This window comes from Microbacterium sp. Cr-K32 (assembly GCF_000708345.1).
Classification (GTDB): Bacteria; Actinomycetota; Actinomycetes; order Actinomycetales; family Microbacteriaceae; genus Microbacterium; species Microbacterium maritypicum_A.
The window spans coordinates 240,432-256,323 of sequence record NZ_JARD01000018.1 but is presented as its reverse complement, the minus strand read 5'-3'; the positions used below and the strand labels follow the sequence as shown (position 1 = coordinate 256,323).

The window sequence follows — 15,892 nt, the reverse complement described above, 5'->3', positions numbered from 1 at the left end:
TTCTGGATTGGTTATCGGTTGAGGATCGCGCGGGCCGTGGTTTCCGGGCGAAGGTCGAGTCGCCGCAGGAGCTGCGCGTTGAGGGCAACCACGATGGTGGACAGGGACATCAGGATCGCCCCGACCGACATCGGCAGCACGAACCCGATGGGGGCGAGGACGCCGGCGGCGAGGGGTACGGAGATCAGGTTGTAGCCGGCGGCCCACCAGAGGTTCTGCTTCATCTTCCGGTATGCGGCGCGGGACAGTTCGATGACGGAGAGCACCGAGCGGGGGTCGTCGCTGGCGAGGATGACTCCGGCAGAGGCGATGGCAACGTCCGTGCCGGCGCCGATCGCGAGCCCGACATCGGCCTGGGCGAGGGCGGGGGCGTCATTGACGCCGTCACCGACCATCGCGACCTTGCGTCCCTCGTTCTGGAGCTCCTGCACCTTCGCGGCCTTGTCCTCCGGTCGGACGCCGGCGAAGACACGGTCGATGCCGAGGTCCTCGGCCACGGTGTGCGCGACGGCTTCGGCATCGCCGGTGATCATCACGACCTGCACACCCAGCGCGTGCAGTGCATCGACGGCTTCGCGCGATTCCGACCGCACCTCATCGGCGAGCTTGAGAGCGCCGATCACACGGCCGTCCTGAACCACGTGGAGGATGATCGCACCGTCATTGCGCCACCGCTCGGCAACGGGCAGCTCCTGCGCATCTTCCTCGGTGAGCAGGTGCGGTCCCCCCACCCGTACAACGGTCCCGTCGACGGTCGCGGTGACGCCGACTGCGGGAGAGGAGGTGAAGTCCGAGCTGCGGGGCACGTCGAGGTGACGGTCGGCGGCGGCGCGGACGATGGCCTTGGCGAGCGGGTGTTCACTGTCGGCCTCCGCGGCGGCGGCCAGGGCGAGCACCCGGTCGGTGTCGTTGCCTTCGACGACTGAGACCTCGGAGACGGTCGGTTCGCCCTTGGTGAGGGTGCCTGTCTTGTCGAACAGCACGGTGTCGACGGTGCGCATGCTCTCCAGCGCGAGCCTGTCCTTCACGAGTACGCCACCGCGTGCGGCGCGTTCGGTGGCGATGGAGACGACCAAGGGGATTGCGAGACCGAGTGCGTGGGGGCAAGCGATGACGAGCACCGTGATGGTGCGGATGACGGCATCATCGGGAAGCCCAACGAGCGTCCACACGATCGCCGTGATCACGCCAGCGCCGAGAGCGAACCAGAACAGCCAGCCTGCCGCCGTGTCGGCAAGGCGCTGCGCGCGCGAGGACGAGCTCTGTGCTTCGGTGACCAGGCGTTGGATGCCGGCGAGAGTGGTGTCGTCACCGGTGGCGGTAATCTCCACGCGCAGCCCGGAGTCGGTCGCCACAGTTCCGGCCGTGACCTGGTCATCGATACCGCGCGTCACGGTGCGGGACTCGCCGGTGACCATTGACTCGTCCATCGACGCGCGACCGTCGACGATGCGACCGTCGGCGGGGACGCTGCCCCCGGGGCGAACGATGACGACATCACCGACGACGAGTTCGGCAGGCGAGACCGTCACGACCTGGTCACCTTCGACGCGTTCTGCTTCGTCGGGCAGGAGCGCGGCCAGGGAGTCGAGAGCGGACGTGGTCTGCGCGAGGGACCGCATCTCGATCCAGTGCCCGAGCAGCATGATCACGATGAGGAGCGCGAGCTCCCACCAGAAGTCGAGCTCGTGGTGCAGCAGGCCGAGGCTCGCACCCCAAGAGGCGATGAACGCAACGGTGATGGCGAGTCCGATGAGGAGCATCATCCCGGGCTTGCGGTCGCGGATTTCGCTGACAGCACCGACGAGGAACGGCTTTCCACCCCAGATGTACATCACTGTTCCCAGTACCGGGGACACCCAGGCCAGGCCGGGAATGTCGGGGAGGGTGTAGCCGAGGATCATCGCGAACATGCCCGACAGCGCGACGGTGGGGACGGCGAGGATCAGCATGATCCAGAACAGGCGACGGAACTGTCCGACGTGGTCGCCATGCCCCGCATGACCCCCGTGTCCACCGTGAGCGTCGTGTCCACCATGTGCGTCATGGCCGGCATGCTCGCCGTGACCCTGGTGGCCCATCGGCGCGCCGCTTCCGTGCGGTGCAGTATCGGGACCGTCGTGGTGCACGGCGGTGTCGTGGTGAGGGGTGTGGACGGGGGGGTCTTCTGTGGCCGCGGCGGGGACCGATGGGGTGTGCCCGTGCGCTGCGTGTTCGTGGGTGTGATCAGCGTCGTCGCTGTGTGGCTGGCTCATGAGGCTATCCTCCTCGGAAACGATGAAGCTGTGCGGGGCGATCCGTGTGCCGCCCCGCACAGGTGAAGCGATGTCAGGCTGCGGTCACGTACTTGGCGGGGTCAGCGTCGAACAGGGGGCCGCAGGCGGCGCAGCAGAAGTAATAGCGGGTGCCCTCGTAGTCGCGGTAGAGGCCAGCGGCTTCAGCGTCCGCTTTCACGACGGTGCTGCCGACCATCACGGGGCATTCGGCGAGCTGTTCGGCGGACGGCGCGAGGAGGTCCTTGCGTCCGTCGGCTGGGACAGAGCCGTGGCTGTTGTGGCTGCAGCAGGATCCGGAATCAGACATGTGTGTTCCTCTTTCGTGATTTCAGTGGGTTCCGACGGTTGCGTTCCGCGTCGCATGATCACGCGGTGCGGGCGCGGCGGTCGGGGATGGGTCCGCCGCCTGGCTGCGGAACGTGCGCAGGCGGAGGCTGTTGCCGACGACGAAGACGCTGGAGAACGCCATCGCGGCGCCGGCGAGCATGGGATTGAGCAGACCGAGGGCTGCCAGCGGGATGGCGGCGACGTTGTAGGCGAAGGCCCAGAACAGGTTGCCCTTGATCGTGCCGAGCGTCTTCCGAGACAGACGGATCGCGTCGGCCGCGCTGCGCAGATCGCCGCGGACGAGCGTGATGTCGCTGGCCTCGATCGCCACATCGGTGCCCGTGCCCATGGCCAACCCCAGGTCTGCCTGGGCGAGCGCGGCCGCATCGTTGACGCCGTCTCCGACCATCGCCACGACCTTGCCCTCGCGCTGCAGCCTGGTGACCACGTCGACCTTGTCTTTCGGGAGCACTTCGGCGATGACCTCATCGATGCCGACCTCAGACGCGATCTGCTCGGCCACGGCACGGTTATCTCCGGTGAGGAGCACCGGTGTCAGTCCCAGCGCCTTCAGCTGCCTGATGGCTTCGGTGCTGGTCGGCTTGATGGTGTCCGCGACGATGAGCACACCGCGTGCTTCCCCGTCCCACCCCACGGCGACCGCGGTCTTGCCCTGACGCTCTGCTTCGCTCTTCGCGGCGGCGAGATTCTCGGGAAGGCGCTGGGACCAGTCCTCGAGAAGCGACTCGCGGCCGACAAGGACGGCGTGCCCGTCGACGATGCCCTGCACTCCCTTGCCCTCGATGTTCGCGAAACCCTCGGGTGTCGGAAGCGTGCCGACCTCTTGGACTGCGGCTTTGGCGATGGCCTGCGCGATGGGATGCTCGGAGGCGTCCTCCACCGCACCCGCCAGGCGCAGCAGCTCGCCGCGGTCGACGCCGTCAGCGGTGAACACGCCGGTGAGCGTCATCCGCCCTGTGGTCACCGTCCCGGTCTTATCCAGAACGACGGTGTCCACCCGTCGCGTCGACTCGAGAACTTCCGGACCCTTGATGAGGATGCCCATCTGCGCGCCGCGGCCCGTGCCCACCAGCAGTGCGGTGGGCGTGGCAAGGCCCAGGGCGCACGGGCAGGCGATGATCAGCACCGCGACCGCGGCGGTGAACGCCGCCGCGGCAGGGAATCCCGCGCCGAGCCAAGCGCCCAGCGTGGCGATGGCGATCGCGATGACAATGGGCACGAAGATACCCGACACCCGGTCGGCGAGGCGCTGCACCTCGGCCTTGCCCGATTGGGCGTCCTCGACGAGCTTCGCCATCTGCGCCAACTGGGTGTCCGACCCGACCCTCGTCGCCCGGATGACGAGCCGGCCACCGGCATTGACCGTCGCCCCCGTGACGGAGTCTCCTTCGCCGACCTCGACCGGCACGGATTCACCGGTGAGCATGGACGCGTCGACCGCGGAGGTGCCGGAGACGATCACACCATCGGTGGCGATCTTCTCGCCGGGCCGTACGACGAACTCGTCGCCCTCTCGCAGGTCCGCGATGGGAATGCGGGTCTCGGCGCCGGCGCGAAGCACAGCAACATCCTTCGCTCCCAGCTCCAACAGCGCGCGCAGGGCGGCGCCCGCCTGCCGTTTCGCCTTCTTCTCGAAGTAGCGTCCGGCGAGGATGAACATCGTCACCGCGGCACCCACTTCGAGGTAGATGTTCGCCGCCCCGTCCGACGGTGCCACGGTGAGCTCGAACGGGTGGGTCATCCCGGGGACGCCGGCCGTGCCGAAGAACAGCGCGTAGAGCGACCACAGTAAGGCGGCTATCGTCCCCATCGAGATGAGCGTGTCCATGGTCGCCGCACCGTGCCGGAGATTCGTCCACGCTGCCTTGTGGAAAGGCCAGGCCGCCCAAACGATGACGGGGCCGGCCAGGGCGAGTGAGAGCCACTGCCAGTAAGTGAACTGCAATGCGGGGATCATCGACATCGCAATCACAGGAAGGGTCAGCACGATGGAAGCGATCAAACGGTTCCGCAGGCTCACCAGCTCCCTATCCGGAGCGTCCTCACCGTCGACTACCGCGGACGGCTCCGGTGAGGGAAGGGCGGCCGTGTAGCCGGTCTTCTCCACCTCGGCGATCAGCAGCGCCGGGTCGAACCCGTTCGGTGCGGTGACCTTCGCCTTCTCCGTCGCATAGTTCACGGTGGCGGTGACACCGTCCAGCTTGTTGAGCTTCTTCTCGATGCGCATCGCGCACGACGCGCAGGTCATCCCGCCGATCTCCAGCTCCACGCTGGACGCGGCTGCTGACTGCGTATCCGTCATGATGTCTCCTCGATCCTTCTTGCAACTCGATGCGCACTGAGCGGGTCAGTGCCCGTCGTGCTCGGCGTCGTCTTCGGTGTCCGCCTGGTCGCCGGTGGCGGGGGTCGCCTCGAGTACGAACTGTGCGGTGTGGACCTGTCCGTCGACCTGGAAGTCCAGGTACAGCAGGTAGCGGCCGGTGGTGGGTGTCTCGGCGGTGAATTCCACCTCGGGGCCGGCCAGATCGCCCGGCTGTGGTTCCTCGCCGCGCGCGTGCACATGCAGATACGCCAGGTCGCCATCGCGCAGGGCAACGAGGTGGCCGAACGCACCGAGGTACGGCTCCAGCACCGTGACGGGTTCCCCGTCCCGAGAGACCTTGACAGTCAGTTCGCTTCCAGTTCCGGCGACCAGGTCGCCGCTGACGGTCACGTCGAAGCCGTCGACCGTGTCGCTTGTCTTGACGGCGACCTCGGGCTCCGGTGTCAGCTGCCCCGCCACATCGACGGTGCGGGAGAGCGTGGCGCTCACCCCCTCAGAGGTGAAGTCCGCATACAGCCGGTACGTTCCCGCGGTATCCCAGGACCATGGCAGCGACCAGACCCCGGTCCTCGGGTCGAGTTCGGGGTGCACGTGACGGTATTCACGCCCGTCGTTGCGGACCACGATCAGGTGCAACTGCTTATCGTGGGCCTCGTCGAAATCGGTGATCGGGACACCTGAGGGATCGCGGATGTCGAAGGAGAGTTCACCGTCCGTCTCGACGTTCGCCGGCGCCTGTACGGGGCTCATTGTGAATCCCGATGCCGCGCTCATCACTCCACTCACCCCCATCTCCTGATCGTCTTTCGTGCCAGCAGCATCCTCGGGCGCTTGCGCGTCATGCGAGGAATGCCCGGCGTCCGCCCATGCGGTCACCGTGCTGTCGGGCACGAGTGCGCCCGCGGCGGCGAAGGCGGCGCCGAAGACAACGACAAGGCCCGCGCCGTAGAGGCCGAGGCGGCCCGGGGCGTTCATGAGAGTCGGACCGCCTCGTACCCGGCCTCATCGACGGCCGCGAGCACGGCCGCGTCATCCACTGCGGAACTCGTCGTGACGAGAAGCCGGCCGGTCTGCGCACTCACTTCGATGTTCTCGACGCCGGGGACCTGGCTGACCTCGCCGCGAACAGCGACCTCGCAGTGGCCGCAGCTCATCCCGCTCACCTGGTACTCGCTCGTGCTCATGATGGCTTCCTTCCCTCGATTCGGAATACCCCGGTAGGGTACTGGTATGCCTAACCATATACCCACCCAGGGTATTCCGGTCAAGGGGGTGAAGGGAGCTTCTCATGGATAAGACCAGCTCGGATGTGCTCATCGTCGGCGCGGGCGCCGCGGGTCATTCTGCGGCGGTCACGTTGCGGCGCAGCGGTTTCGACGGGTCGATCCGGATCGTGCATGCGGAGCCGTTCGCCCCGTACAACCGCACGCTGGTGACCAAGGGCATCCTTCGTGGCCTGCTCACCCCGGAGCAATCCGCGCTGCCTGCCTTGGACTCGATCGATGTCGAGACGATCCCCGGCAGCGCTGTCGGGATGGAAGAGCGGGGCATCTTGCTGCACGATGGCAGACGGCTGATATTCGCAACGGCTGTCGTGGCGACCGGCGCCGCCCCGCGTCCCCTGCAGGCGACAGGCGTCAGCGAGGGGGTCTTCACGCTGCACAGCGCGTCCGACGCGCTACGCATCCGAGGGCATGCGGGTCCGACGTTCGAAAGGCGGGTTGTCACTGTCCTCGGTGCCGGGCTGGTCGGAGCAGAAGCAGCAAGCTACCTTGTGAGCGCTGGTGCCAGAGTGCATCTCGTCGCGCGCTCCGAAATCCCCTTGGCGCACAGCCTCGGGTTGCCGATCGCCACCCGGCTCCGCGATCTGCACGCTGCGCACACGGAGTTCCATCCAGGCCGGACAGTGCGCTCCATCTCGGCTTCCGGAAGCGGGGGTGACGTACTCCTCGATGATGGGACATCTGTATCGTCAGACGTGATCGTCCTCGCCCACGGAACAGTTCCGGCTGTCTCATGGATCCGCTCAGACGGTGCCGCGATCGAGGTCGATGACCGGCTCCGTGCCAGGACGATCCCGGCAGTGTATGCGGCCGGTGGGGTCGCCGCTCATGTCGGTCCCGACGGTTCGCTCTATCGTATGGATCATTGGGATGATGCGGTGGCACAAGGGGCTCACGCCGCCCGAGCGCTGCTTCATGATCTGCACGGCGGGGACGATCCTGGCCCGTACCGGCACGTTTCCGGGTTCACGGTGAATGTGCACGGCGTCACGCTGAGTGGAGCGGGCGTCGTCTTGCCGCAGGCGACCGCGGAAACGACGTCATCGGCCGGCGGCGGCCTCGTCTCGACCTTCAGGACCGCCGACGGCAAGAGGGCGGGTGCTGTCGGGTGGTCAGCGGCAAGGGAAATCCTGGCGGTCAAGCACGAGCTGGCAGGCGGCTTCTGAGTGTGCACAGGATCGATGTCGGGCACACAGGCGGCGGTGCTAGCGTCGTGAGGAACAGGAAGGATCGAGGATGCAGGTGACGGTTCGCGCCACAAGCCCGCAGTTGTCGCTGCGCACCCTGCTGATGCTCGGCACCGCGGCCGTCCTGATCATCGTCGGCCTCCTGGGCATGCACACCTTCACCGCGGAACCTGCCGGGCACGGCTCCTCGGGCGTCGCCCATTCCGCATCGACAGTCGCTCACGTTCCGGACGCCACGGCGAGCCTCGACGACGGTGGTGCCGCTGCCTGCGACGGGCCGTGCCACGTGACCACCGGACAAGGGCAGGGTCACGACGACATGGTCACCGCCTGCGTACTCGCGTTGCTGGCCGGCCTTCTGCTCCTCGTCCCACCGACGTTTGCCCGACGCTCCGGCATCTCCCTTCGCGAGGTGACCAGCTGGTTGCGGTGGGAAGCGACCGATGCCCTCCCTCGTGGCCCCTCGTTGACGGTTCTTTCGATCAGTCGAACTTGAGTATTCGCACGCCGACCCAACTGTGGGCGGCCCTGCGGCGCCCGTTGGCGCCGCCGCTTCAGCGAACTCTCATACGACTTACGAAGGAACGACCATGAACAAGAAGATCCCCCTCGCACTCAGCACCGGCGCTCTCACCCTCGCCCTGGTACTGACCGGCTGCGCCGACACCGGCACCGCGCCGTCCGGTACCAGCAGCTCACCGTCCGCGTCGACGTCCTCGTCGGCCTCAACCGAGGCTGACGAGATGTTCGTCACGATGATGATCCCTCATCATGAGCAGGCCATCGAGATGTCGGACATTCTGCTGGCCAAGGACGGCGCGGACCCGCGGGTGGTCGAGCTCGCCGAACAGATCAAGGCGGCGCAGGGCCCGGAGATCGACAAGATGCTCGGGTGGCTCGAGGACTGGGGTGTGGAGTACGACCCCGATTCGATGGGCGGCATGGACCACGGCTCCATGGGCGGCGACGACAGCATGATGTCCGAAGAGGACATGACCATGTTGGAAGACGCCGACGCGACCGAGGCCAGCCGTTTGTTCCTCGAGCAGATGATCGTGCACCACGAAGGCGCCGTCGACATGGCACAGACGGCGCTTGACGACGCGCAGAACCCGGACGTCCTCGAGCTCGCGCAACAGGTGATCGATGACCAGACGGCGGAGATCGCCACGATGAAGGACCTCCTCGGAGAACTGTAGAACCACGCGGGGCGGGCCGATTCCCGAACGACCCGCCCTGCGTTTCCCGCGCGATCGCCCCGCGCGAAGACCGACCCCGCGGCGCGCTCCCTGCTGCCCGCGTCACAAGCCTGGCCACCCTCCTGGCCGCTACCCGGAAACCATCATGAAACGATCATTTCTTCTCGCCGCCGCAACCATCCCCGTGCTGACGCTCGTCATTACGGGCTGTACTGCCGCGCAGTCCGACGAGCCCGATGCGACACCCCGCATCGACCACATCCACGGCATCGCCGAAGACCCCCGCGGTGACGATCTGCTCGTCGCCACGCACAACGGCATCTTCACCGTCACACCGGACGGGAACGTCTCCGGACCCGTCGGCGGCCATGACTTCGATGCCATGGGATTCACTGTCACCGGCGACACCCTGTTCGCCTCCGGACACCCCGGAGAGCAAACCCCGGCCGAGCTGGGATCCCCGAACCTCGGCATCATCCGTAGCGATGACTATGGCCTCAACTGGTCGCCCATCGCCCTGAACGGAACAACCGACTTCCACGTCCTCACCGCCAGCCCCGACGGAACCCTGTACGGCATCGCTTCCAGCCAAATCGACCTGCTCTCCAGCACCGACAACGGAACGAACTGGACCACCCATGCCCCTCTAGCGGCAGCCGACCTCGCCGCCACAGAGTCCGGGCTCTATGCCGCCACCGAAGAAGGACTGCTCGTCAGCACCGACGGTGGCGACACCTTCACCCCCGTCCCCGAATCACCCCTGCTCTACGCCCTCGTAGCACGCACAGACGGCACACTCGTCGGCGCCGGCACCGACGGGGTCCTCTGGGCCCAAGATCAGAACGGGACGTGGCAGCAGCTGGGGCCACTCGACGGAGCCGTTCAAGCCCTCAGCACCATCGATGACCGCATCATCCTCGTCGATGACCGAGGCATCGTTGGTGTCACTGTCGACGGCTTCACCGTCCTCAGCCCGGCCCGGTAACCGCAGCCCACTCACGAATCCACCATGAACGAACACAAGAATCCGTTCCGGAACTTCGTCTTCTTCATCACCGCGGCAACGATCGCCGTCGTCCTCCTCGCCTTCGCCACCTACCTCGCGATTGGAGCGATCCTCTGATGTCGCCGGACGCACGATTCGATCCGCTCCGCCTGTCCGCGCTCAGCCATCGTTCCGCACCGAGCAGGCCGCCACCTCGCCCGTCGCGTGCGTACCGACTGCACCGCCGACTTGTGCGGTTAGGGATTGTGCTCCTGGCAGCCGGACCCGCGCTCGTCCTGATCCATCTGAGCACCGATACACAATACGGAAGCCACAATGGCACTTGGTGGACGTACACGGTGGCGAGCTACGACGTCGCCATCATCACCACGATCATCGGGGTAGCACTGGTCTGGCGATCGCCGCCGGCCTCCGATGAACGGCGTGAATGACTGGCCGAATCGCGGCGTCAAGAGACAGGGACATCCCAACGTCTCATGACCTTGTCGATCTCGACGAGGCCGGCGAAGCGGGCAACGTCGCGTCCACCCATGACGCGGTTCCGAGCGAGCTTCGCCGGGAACTGCTTCAGGGGAGGGATCTCGGTCTCGTGTTGCGGCGAGGGTCTGGCGTTGAGCCTGGACGGTCGCCGCTAGCGCACGCCGGAACGGAGCCACTGATCGTGTAGCAGTTGGCTCATCGCCACGCGTGGTGTCAGGTCACCGTGTCGAGCTCCACGCCGTAGTCATCGGCGTTCTGCGTTATCGGCACGAATATCGAATCATCCCCGGCGTACTCAGCGAGCTCCGGCGGGCAATCGAGATCGCCGATCGAGAGCGCACGTTCAGGTGGCAAGAGATGGGCTTGTTCGAAGCCCTTGCCCGAGGGTCGACGATTCGGTAGCCGTCAGCGAGACTGGCGGAGATCGAGGCCGAGGGCAGACTCGGACCGCAGATCATCGGCCCCTCGATTGCGGGGCATCCAGCTCAAGAAGGGCGGTATCCATGACCGACGCATCCACTCCCCCAAGCGACACCGTCAACGATCTGACCAACCCACCCGTGCCGCCGGGAGCCTTGTTGCTGGAGCTCGTGCCGGTTCCGGTCACCGACATCGAACGAGCAAAGACCTTCTACCGAGACCAGCTCGGCTTTCGGCTCGACGTCGACATCAACCCAGAGCCCGGCGTCCGCATCGTCCAGCTCACGCCACCGGGTTCGGCATGCTCGATCACCCTGGCCGAGGGCCTGCCCACGCTCGACATGCCTCCGGGGACCCTGCGAGGGCTGCACCTGGTGGTCGCCGACATCGAGGCATCTCGTGCCGAACTGGTCGAGCGCGGCGTCGAGATCAGCGAGGTCGAGGACCTCGGCGGAGTGTTCTACGCCTTCTTCGCCGACCCCGACGGCAACACCTGGTGCCTGCAGCACATGCCCTGGCGATAGCTACGACGCCGGCGAGGGCGCCGGGGTCGGTTTGATGCGGCGGGTCGGCACACGCAGGAGGACGAGCGCGACAAGGTAGATGCCGCCGACGACGATCGCGATGTCGGCGACGTTGCCGATGAACAGATCGAAGTAGCCGATGAAGTCGATGACGCCACCGCGTGCCAGGCGGTCAGCGGCATGACTGATCGCACCGCCGAGGACCAGGCCCAGCCCGATTGCCCACCAGAGCGATCCCACCCGCCACAGGTAGACCGTGATGGCGACCGCGGCGGCAGCGGCGAGGAGTCCGAGCAGCCAGGTGAAGTCGGTGCCGAGGGAGAACGCGGCGCCACGGTTGACGGTGAGTTGGAACTCGAGAACCGGTGGCAGGACGTCCTTCGATTCTCCGCCCGAGAGCGCAGAGGCGGCCCAGATCTTGGTCCATTGGTCGACGGCGACGACGACCGCTGCGATGGCCAGCCCGGCGAGGAAGGACCAGCGCACTCCCGAGCGTCGGTTCGTGGTCGGTGACGTCACTGTGCAGTTCCCTCTTCGTGCGATAGCTCGTGCCGGGCCGGTTTTCGGTTACCGGCTTCACCAGACTATTCGCTGGGCTATGGCCGAGAGGTCAGGGCTTCGACGCCAGTCACACTTTCACGGGGAACGTCGCCAAGATGACCACACCGATGACAGCGAGAGTCAGGCCCAGAATGAAGAAGGTGCGCCGGCGCCATTCGGCGCGCTGGTTCTGGGACAGCGCCGCGAAGAACAGCACGAGCGCGAAGAGCACGGTGAGCAGAGCGTAGTTGTCTCCGCGCTGGTTGTTCACGAGTGCTTCGTCGAACTTGGCGTCCGCGCGCGCGTGCAGGTCTTCCGCTTCCTCGGTCCCCGGCGGAATGTACTCCTCCCTGGCGAGGGGCCCCTGGGATACGCGCCCCTCCGCCGTCCAGGCGTCGAACGCGATCCGGAACTCGTCCGTGAAGCGTTCCTCGATGAAGGTGACGAGTTCCTGGTCGTCGTCTGCGGTGGCGAGCACCCATTCGGTGTAGATGGTCAGATCGTATTGGCGCGCCGCTTGGGCCCTGCTTTCGGCGGAGGCGGCCTGGACACGTGCGCTGGACGCTTGGCTGAAGGCGATAGACATCTCACCGCCCCATTTCGACGCCTCGAATCCGCACCATGCGGTGATGACCGCGGTTATGGACAGCAGCACCACCGTGGCCACCTCCAACCACCGGCCGGGATGAGTGACTTTCTCGGTGGCGTCCATGCGCGCCGTCTTTTAGGGCAGCACGATCTCGAATGCCGGGTCTCCGGGGGTCAGTACGCCGAGCAACTGCTTCAGGACGCCGAGGTCGCCGCGCACGTCCAGGCCCTCGGCGTCGAGGTCTCCGCCGGCGAGGCGGATGAGCCGCTCCTTGGTGAGGGTGAGATGCAGTGCGGCATCTGTGGCGGGTTCGCGCTCGACGTAGACGAGCACGCCGTTGCGGAGCGTGACGTGGAACGAGCGGTCGAGATCACTGAGTGTGATGTCGAATCCGAGGTCGAGGTCCCAGGCGCGCGGGCCGTCGACGGTGATCGCGACGGCATCGAACAGCTGTTCCGGGGTGAGCTGCGCTCGGATGGCTGGGGCGTTGGTCACGGTCGGGGTACCGAAGTTTCCCTCGCGCAGTTCGGTCGCCCCGGAGAGGAAGAAGTTGCGCCAGGTGCCGTTCTCAGCGCCGTAGCCGAGCTGCTCGAGGGTGTCGGCGTAGAGCGCCTTCGCTTCCGCATTGTTCTCCTCGGTGAAGACCGCGTGGTCGAGCAGTGTGGCCGCCCAGCGGAAGTCTCCCGAGTCGAAGGCGGCGCGGGCGAGCTCGAGGACCCGGTCGATGCCTCCGATCGCGTCGACGTAGCGCTTCGCCTGCTCCTTCGGCGCGTGCGGCCAGAGCCGAGCCGGGTTCCCGTCGAACCAGCCCATGTACCGCTGGTAGATGGCCTTTACGTTGTGGCTGACCGAGCCGTAGTAGCCGCGGGCGTGCCAGGCGTTCTCGAGCGCGGGCGGCAGCTGGATCGCCTCGGCGATCTCGGCGCCCTGCATGCCCTGGTTCAGCATCCGCAGCGTCTGGTCGTGCAGGTACCCGTACAGGTCCCGCTGCAGACCGAGGAACTCACGGATCTCCGCGTTGCCCCAGGTCGGCCAGTGGTGCGAGGTGAACACGACTTCGGCGTCGTCGCCGTAACGCTCGATGGCCTCGGTGAGGTACTGCGACCACACGTGCGGATCCCGCACGACCGCGCCCCGCAGGGTGAGCAGGTTGTGCAGCGTGTGCGTGGCGTTCTCCGCCATGCACAGCGCCCGGTACTTCGGGAAGTAGAAGTGCATCTCGCTGGGCGCCTCGGTGCCCGGCGCCATCTGGAATTCGATCTCCAGCCCGTCGACGGTGTGGGTCTGCCCCGTCTCGGTGATCTCCAGCGTCGGCGCGAGCAGGGTCGCCTCCCCGGTCGACGTCGTCTGTCCGAGACCGGCGCCGACTGCCCCCTGCGGGCCGCGTGCGAGTGCCGCGCCGTACATGTACCCGGCGCGCCGGCCCATCGCGGTGCCCGCGTAGACGTTCTCTGCCACCGCGTGCTCGACCATGCCCGCGGGGACGATGATCTCGACCCCCGCGTCGACGTCGGCCTGTGAGACGATGCCCTGCACGCCGCCGAAGTGGTCGATGTGAGAGTGGGTGTGGATGACAGCGGTGATCTTGCGGTCACCGCGGTGACGCCGGTAGAGCGCCATCGCCGCGGCTGCGGTCTCCTTCGAGATCAGCGGGTCGATCACGATCACGCCGGTGTCGCCCTCGACGAATGACATCACCGACAGGTCGAGCCCGCGGATCTGGTACAGGCCGGGCACGACCTCGAACAGGCCGTGCTTGGCGACCAGCGTGCTCTGGCGCCACAGGCTCGGGTTCACCGTCTCCGGAGCATCACCCTGCAAGAAGTCATAGGTGGACGCGTCCCAGATGATATCGCCGGCGGCGTTGCGGATCGCAGGCTCGTCTAGCGTGCCGATGAATCCTCGCTCGGCCGCCGCGAGATCCCGCTCATCGTCGAACGGGAGCCGTGCCTGCAGCTCTGCCTGCTGTTGCCGGATGGTCTCTGATGCGTCGCGCTGACCCATGATGGTGCTCCCGTCTCCGAAGAACAGTTCACGACGAGTCTTGCGGTCACGAAAGACGGTGACAACCACCTTTCGTCTGAACCTTGTGCCGGCCGCTGTCACGCGGCATCCTGAGGTATCGGATCACCGCGGGCCCCCGCGGGTGTCCGGTTCTGGGGACGAGGCTGGGGAGGCCTCACGCGGGATGCCTCATGGGTGGCGACTCCCTCGGTCGCACGTGCGGCATCCCGCACACCCGGACGGACGCTGGCTGATACCGTCGGCGCATGCCCCGACGTATGGCGGACCCTGAGTTTCGACAGCAGCAGTGGGACGATCGCTATGCGCTGCACATCGCGCCGGTCAACGAGTACGTCGACGAACTGCGTGAGGTCGGCCGCGGGTGGGCGCCGTACGTCGCGCCCCTTCATGGTGGAGTCGAAGCGCGGGTGCTGAGCATTCTTCGCGATCCAGGGCCCGCGACGCAGGACGGCAAGGGTTCGGGCTTCATCTGCGTCGAGAACAACGACGGCAGCGCCGAGCTTCAGGCGGTCCTGCTCGAGCAAGCAGCGCTATCTCCGTACGAGCTGCTGCCGTGGAATGCGTACCCCTGGTACATCAACCGCGCCCCGAAGGCGGCTGAGCTGGATGCCGGCGTCCAGACGATCCTGCACCTGCTGGAACTCGCGCCGAGGCTGAAGGTCGTGCTACTCCAGGGTGGTGATGCGGATCACGCCTGGCGCCGGTTGCTTAGGCAGTCCCCTGAGATCGAGCGTGAGCGGGGTCTCACCGTCGTTCGGACGTTTCACCCTTCGCCGCAGGCTCTCTTCGTGCGGGATCTCGAGGAGAGAGCTGCACGCGTAAAGCGACGAGCCGACGCGTTCGTCGAGGTGGCAGGTCTGCTCGAGCCCGTGCGATCGACGCCATGACGGGCACGGGGAGCTCGCCACGCGAGCGCTGATGACCGTCCGGTAACGATGGTCATCAGCGCCTTTCGCGTCTCGCACTGAGAACCGAAGGTGTCAGTAGGCGCTGATACGGTCAGCGTCGACATCAACCTGCTCGGAGAGGCATCCCTTGAACATCACAGCACCCAAGCTCGGCGCGACCATCGCACTTCTGGCACTCCTCGGCATCAGCGCCGTGGGGTGCGCATCTCCCGAACCGTCCAGCTCGTCGTCTGGCGGCGAGTCCTCCTCGTCCGAGACCGAGCAGGTCCAGGAGGAGGAAGCTCCGGAGCCGGTGAGTCTGGAGGGCTCCTGGAAGCAGAACAACTCCAACTCCGAGGACGCGTGGCAGGAGGCCACGATCACCGGTGACACGATCGAGGTCCACTGGGTCGCCGACGGCGGTGACACGAAGTCGCTGTACTGGGCCGGCACCGTCGAGGTCCCGGCAGAGGGCGACTCGTTCACCTTCGATTCGGCGAACGACACGTCCAAGACCGAGTCCTCGATCATGGCATCGAGCGACGCGACCAAGACGTTCACGTACGAGAACGACGAGCTCAGCTACGAGGTCACCGCGATGGGCACCACGATGACCGTGCGCCTCAGCCGCGAGTAAGCACTTCGCTCACTAGTCGGCACAGCCCCCACGCTCTCGGAGCGAATGGGGGCTGTTCTGTTGCAGTTGGTGGCTCGTTCCAGGCGAGTCCCGACGGACACATGGTGTCGCGAATCTTCAAGCACGCTGGTTCTCGCGCCCCGTAACGTCGAAGCCATGACAGGAAGA

The 15,892-nt window shown here is 66.5% G+C and carries 15 protein-coding genes; 7 read left to right on the top strand and 8 right to left on the bottom strand.

Annotation, left to right across the window (positions count from 1 at the left end):
- Window positions 1-11 precede the first annotated feature (11 nt).
- From GZ64_RS0109640 to GZ64_RS0109615, 5 genes are all read right to left on the bottom strand, one after another.
- Window positions 12-2,255 carry a heavy metal translocating P-type ATPase gene (locus GZ64_RS0109640; RefSeq protein WP_371511043.1) on the bottom strand — a complete coding sequence of 748 codons (2,244 nt, stop codon included), beginning with the start codon at window positions 2,253-2,255 and terminating at the stop codon, window positions 12-14.
- Between the two features lie 73 nt (window positions 2,256-2,328).
- A complete protein-coding gene (locus GZ64_RS0109630; RefSeq protein ID WP_029266198.1) occupies window positions 2,329-2,583 on the bottom strand; it encodes a YHS domain-containing protein in 255 nt (84 codons plus the stop codon).
- A 21-nt stretch (window positions 2,584-2,604) separates the two neighbouring features.
- Window positions 2,605-4,926: a heavy metal translocating P-type ATPase gene (locus GZ64_RS0109625; protein WP_029266196.1), complete on the bottom strand. Its 2,322-nt coding sequence runs from the start codon at window positions 4,924-4,926 to the stop codon at window positions 2,605-2,607.
- Between the two features lie 45 nt (window positions 4,927-4,971).
- Window positions 4,972-5,922 (bottom strand): hypothetical protein, encoded by a 951-nt coding sequence (locus GZ64_RS0109620; RefSeq protein WP_029266194.1) that lies wholly within the window; start codon window positions 5,920-5,922, stop codon window positions 4,972-4,974.
- The gene (locus GZ64_RS0109615; RefSeq protein WP_029266192.1) at window positions 5,919-6,131 is read right to left on the bottom strand and encodes a heavy-metal-associated domain-containing protein; all 213 of its coding nucleotides are present in this window, start codon (window positions 6,129-6,131) and stop codon (window positions 5,919-5,921) included. Before GZ64_RS0109615 ends, GZ64_RS0109620 begins: the two co-directional genes overlap by 4 nt.
- Before the next feature lie 125 nt (window positions 6,132-6,256).
- Here GZ64_RS0109615 and GZ64_RS0109610 point away from each other — a divergent pair, with 125 nt between their 5' ends.
- From GZ64_RS0109610 to GZ64_RS0109575, 5 genes are all read left to right on the top strand, one after another.
- On the top strand, window positions 6,257-7,396 hold the full coding sequence (locus GZ64_RS0109610) for an FAD-dependent oxidoreductase (RefSeq protein ID WP_168441063.1): 1,140 nt from the start codon (window positions 6,257-6,259) through the stop codon (window positions 7,394-7,396).
- Between the two features lie 70 nt (window positions 7,397-7,466).
- On the top strand, window positions 7,467-7,913 hold the full coding sequence (locus GZ64_RS0109605; RefSeq protein ID WP_029266188.1) for a DUF6153 family protein: 447 nt from the start codon (window positions 7,467-7,469) through the stop codon (window positions 7,911-7,913).
- Window positions 7,914-8,007: 94 nt separating this feature from the next.
- Complete coding sequence (locus GZ64_RS0109600) at window positions 8,008-8,616, top strand: DUF305 domain-containing protein (RefSeq protein WP_029266186.1); 609 nt, start codon at window positions 8,008-8,010, stop codon at window positions 8,614-8,616.
- Between the two features lie 145 nt (window positions 8,617-8,761).
- Window positions 8,762-9,601, top strand: coding sequence for a F510_1955 family glycosylhydrolase (locus GZ64_RS0109595; RefSeq protein WP_029266184.1), 840 nt, complete (start codon window positions 8,762-8,764; stop codon window positions 9,599-9,601).
- A 1,004-nt stretch (window positions 9,602-10,605) separates the two neighbouring features.
- Entirely contained in the window at window positions 10,606-11,046 is a 441-nt protein-coding gene (locus tag GZ64_RS0109575; protein ID WP_036331298.1) for a VOC family protein, read from the top strand.
- Here GZ64_RS0109575 and lspA read toward each other — a convergent pair whose 3' ends face one another.
- The 3 genes from lspA to GZ64_RS0109560 form a co-directional block, all read right to left on the bottom strand.
- Window positions 11,047-11,565 carry a signal peptidase II gene (lspA, locus tag GZ64_RS0109570; RefSeq protein WP_081859717.1) on the bottom strand — a complete coding sequence of 173 codons (519 nt, stop codon included), beginning with the start codon at window positions 11,563-11,565 and terminating at the stop codon, window positions 11,047-11,049.
- Window positions 11,566-11,674: 109 nt separating this feature from the next.
- Complete coding sequence (locus tag GZ64_RS0109565; protein WP_051667916.1) at window positions 11,675-12,298, bottom strand: hypothetical protein; 624 nt, start codon at window positions 12,296-12,298, stop codon at window positions 11,675-11,677.
- 12 nt (window positions 12,299-12,310) lie between these two features.
- Window positions 12,311-14,179, bottom strand: coding sequence for an alkyl/aryl-sulfatase (locus GZ64_RS0109560; protein WP_036331343.1), 1,869 nt, complete (start codon window positions 14,177-14,179; stop codon window positions 12,311-12,313).
- 266 nt (window positions 14,180-14,445) lie between these two features.
- Between GZ64_RS0109560 and GZ64_RS0109555 the strand changes: the two genes are divergently transcribed.
- Both GZ64_RS0109555 and GZ64_RS0109550 read left to right on the top strand, forming a co-directional pair.
- Entirely contained in the window at window positions 14,446-15,087 is a 642-nt protein-coding gene (locus tag GZ64_RS0109555) for a uracil-DNA glycosylase (protein ID WP_029266173.1), read from the top strand.
- A gap of 148 nt (window positions 15,088-15,235) precedes the next feature.
- Window positions 15,236-15,724: a hypothetical protein gene (locus GZ64_RS0109550; RefSeq protein WP_029266170.1), complete on the top strand. Its 489-nt coding sequence runs from the start codon at window positions 15,236-15,238 to the stop codon at window positions 15,722-15,724.
- The last annotated feature ends 168 nt before the right edge of the window (window positions 15,725-15,892 follow it).

Excerpts from the sequence above, each read along its gene's own strand:
- GZ64_RS0109630 (WP_029266198.1), bottom strand. The coding sequence starts at position 2,583 with ATGTCTGATTCCGGATCCTGCTGCAGCCACAACAGCCACGGCTCTGTC.
- GZ64_RS0109625 (WP_029266196.1), bottom strand. The coding sequence starts at position 4,926 with ATGACGGATACGCAGTCAGCAGCCGCGTCCAGCGTGGAGCTGGAGATC.
- GZ64_RS0109595 (WP_029266184.1), top strand. The coding sequence starts at position 8,762 with ATGAAACGATCATTTCTTCTCGCCGCCGCAACCATCCCCGTGCTGACG.
- GZ64_RS0109615 (WP_029266192.1), bottom strand. The coding sequence starts at position 6,131 with ATGAGCACGAGCGAGTACCAGGTGAGCGGGATGAGCTGCGGCCACTGC.
- GZ64_RS0109555 (WP_029266173.1), top strand. The coding sequence starts at position 14,446 with ATGCCCCGACGTATGGCGGACCCTGAGTTTCGACAGCAGCAGTGGGAC.
- GZ64_RS0109605 (WP_029266188.1), top strand. The coding sequence starts at position 7,467 with ATGCAGGTGACGGTTCGCGCCACAAGCCCGCAGTTGTCGCTGCGCACC.
- GZ64_RS0109565 (WP_051667916.1), bottom strand. The coding sequence starts at position 12,298 with ATGGACGCCACCGAGAAAGTCACTCATCCCGGCCGGTGGTTGGAGGTG.
- GZ64_RS0109560 (WP_036331343.1), bottom strand. The coding sequence starts at position 14,179 with ATGGGTCAGCGCGACGCATCAGAGACCATCCGGCAACAGCAGGCAGAG.
- GZ64_RS0109640 (WP_371511043.1), bottom strand. The coding sequence starts at position 2,255 with ATGAGCCAGCCACACAGCGACGACGCTGATCACACCCACGAACACGCA.
- GZ64_RS0109600 (WP_029266186.1), top strand. The coding sequence starts at position 8,008 with ATGAACAAGAAGATCCCCCTCGCACTCAGCACCGGCGCTCTCACCCTC.
- GZ64_RS0109575 (WP_036331298.1), top strand. The coding sequence starts at position 10,606 with ATGACCGACGCATCCACTCCCCCAAGCGACACCGTCAACGATCTGACC.
- GZ64_RS0109620 (WP_029266194.1), bottom strand. The coding sequence starts at position 5,922 with ATGAACGCCCCGGGCCGCCTCGGCCTCTACGGCGCGGGCCTTGTCGTT.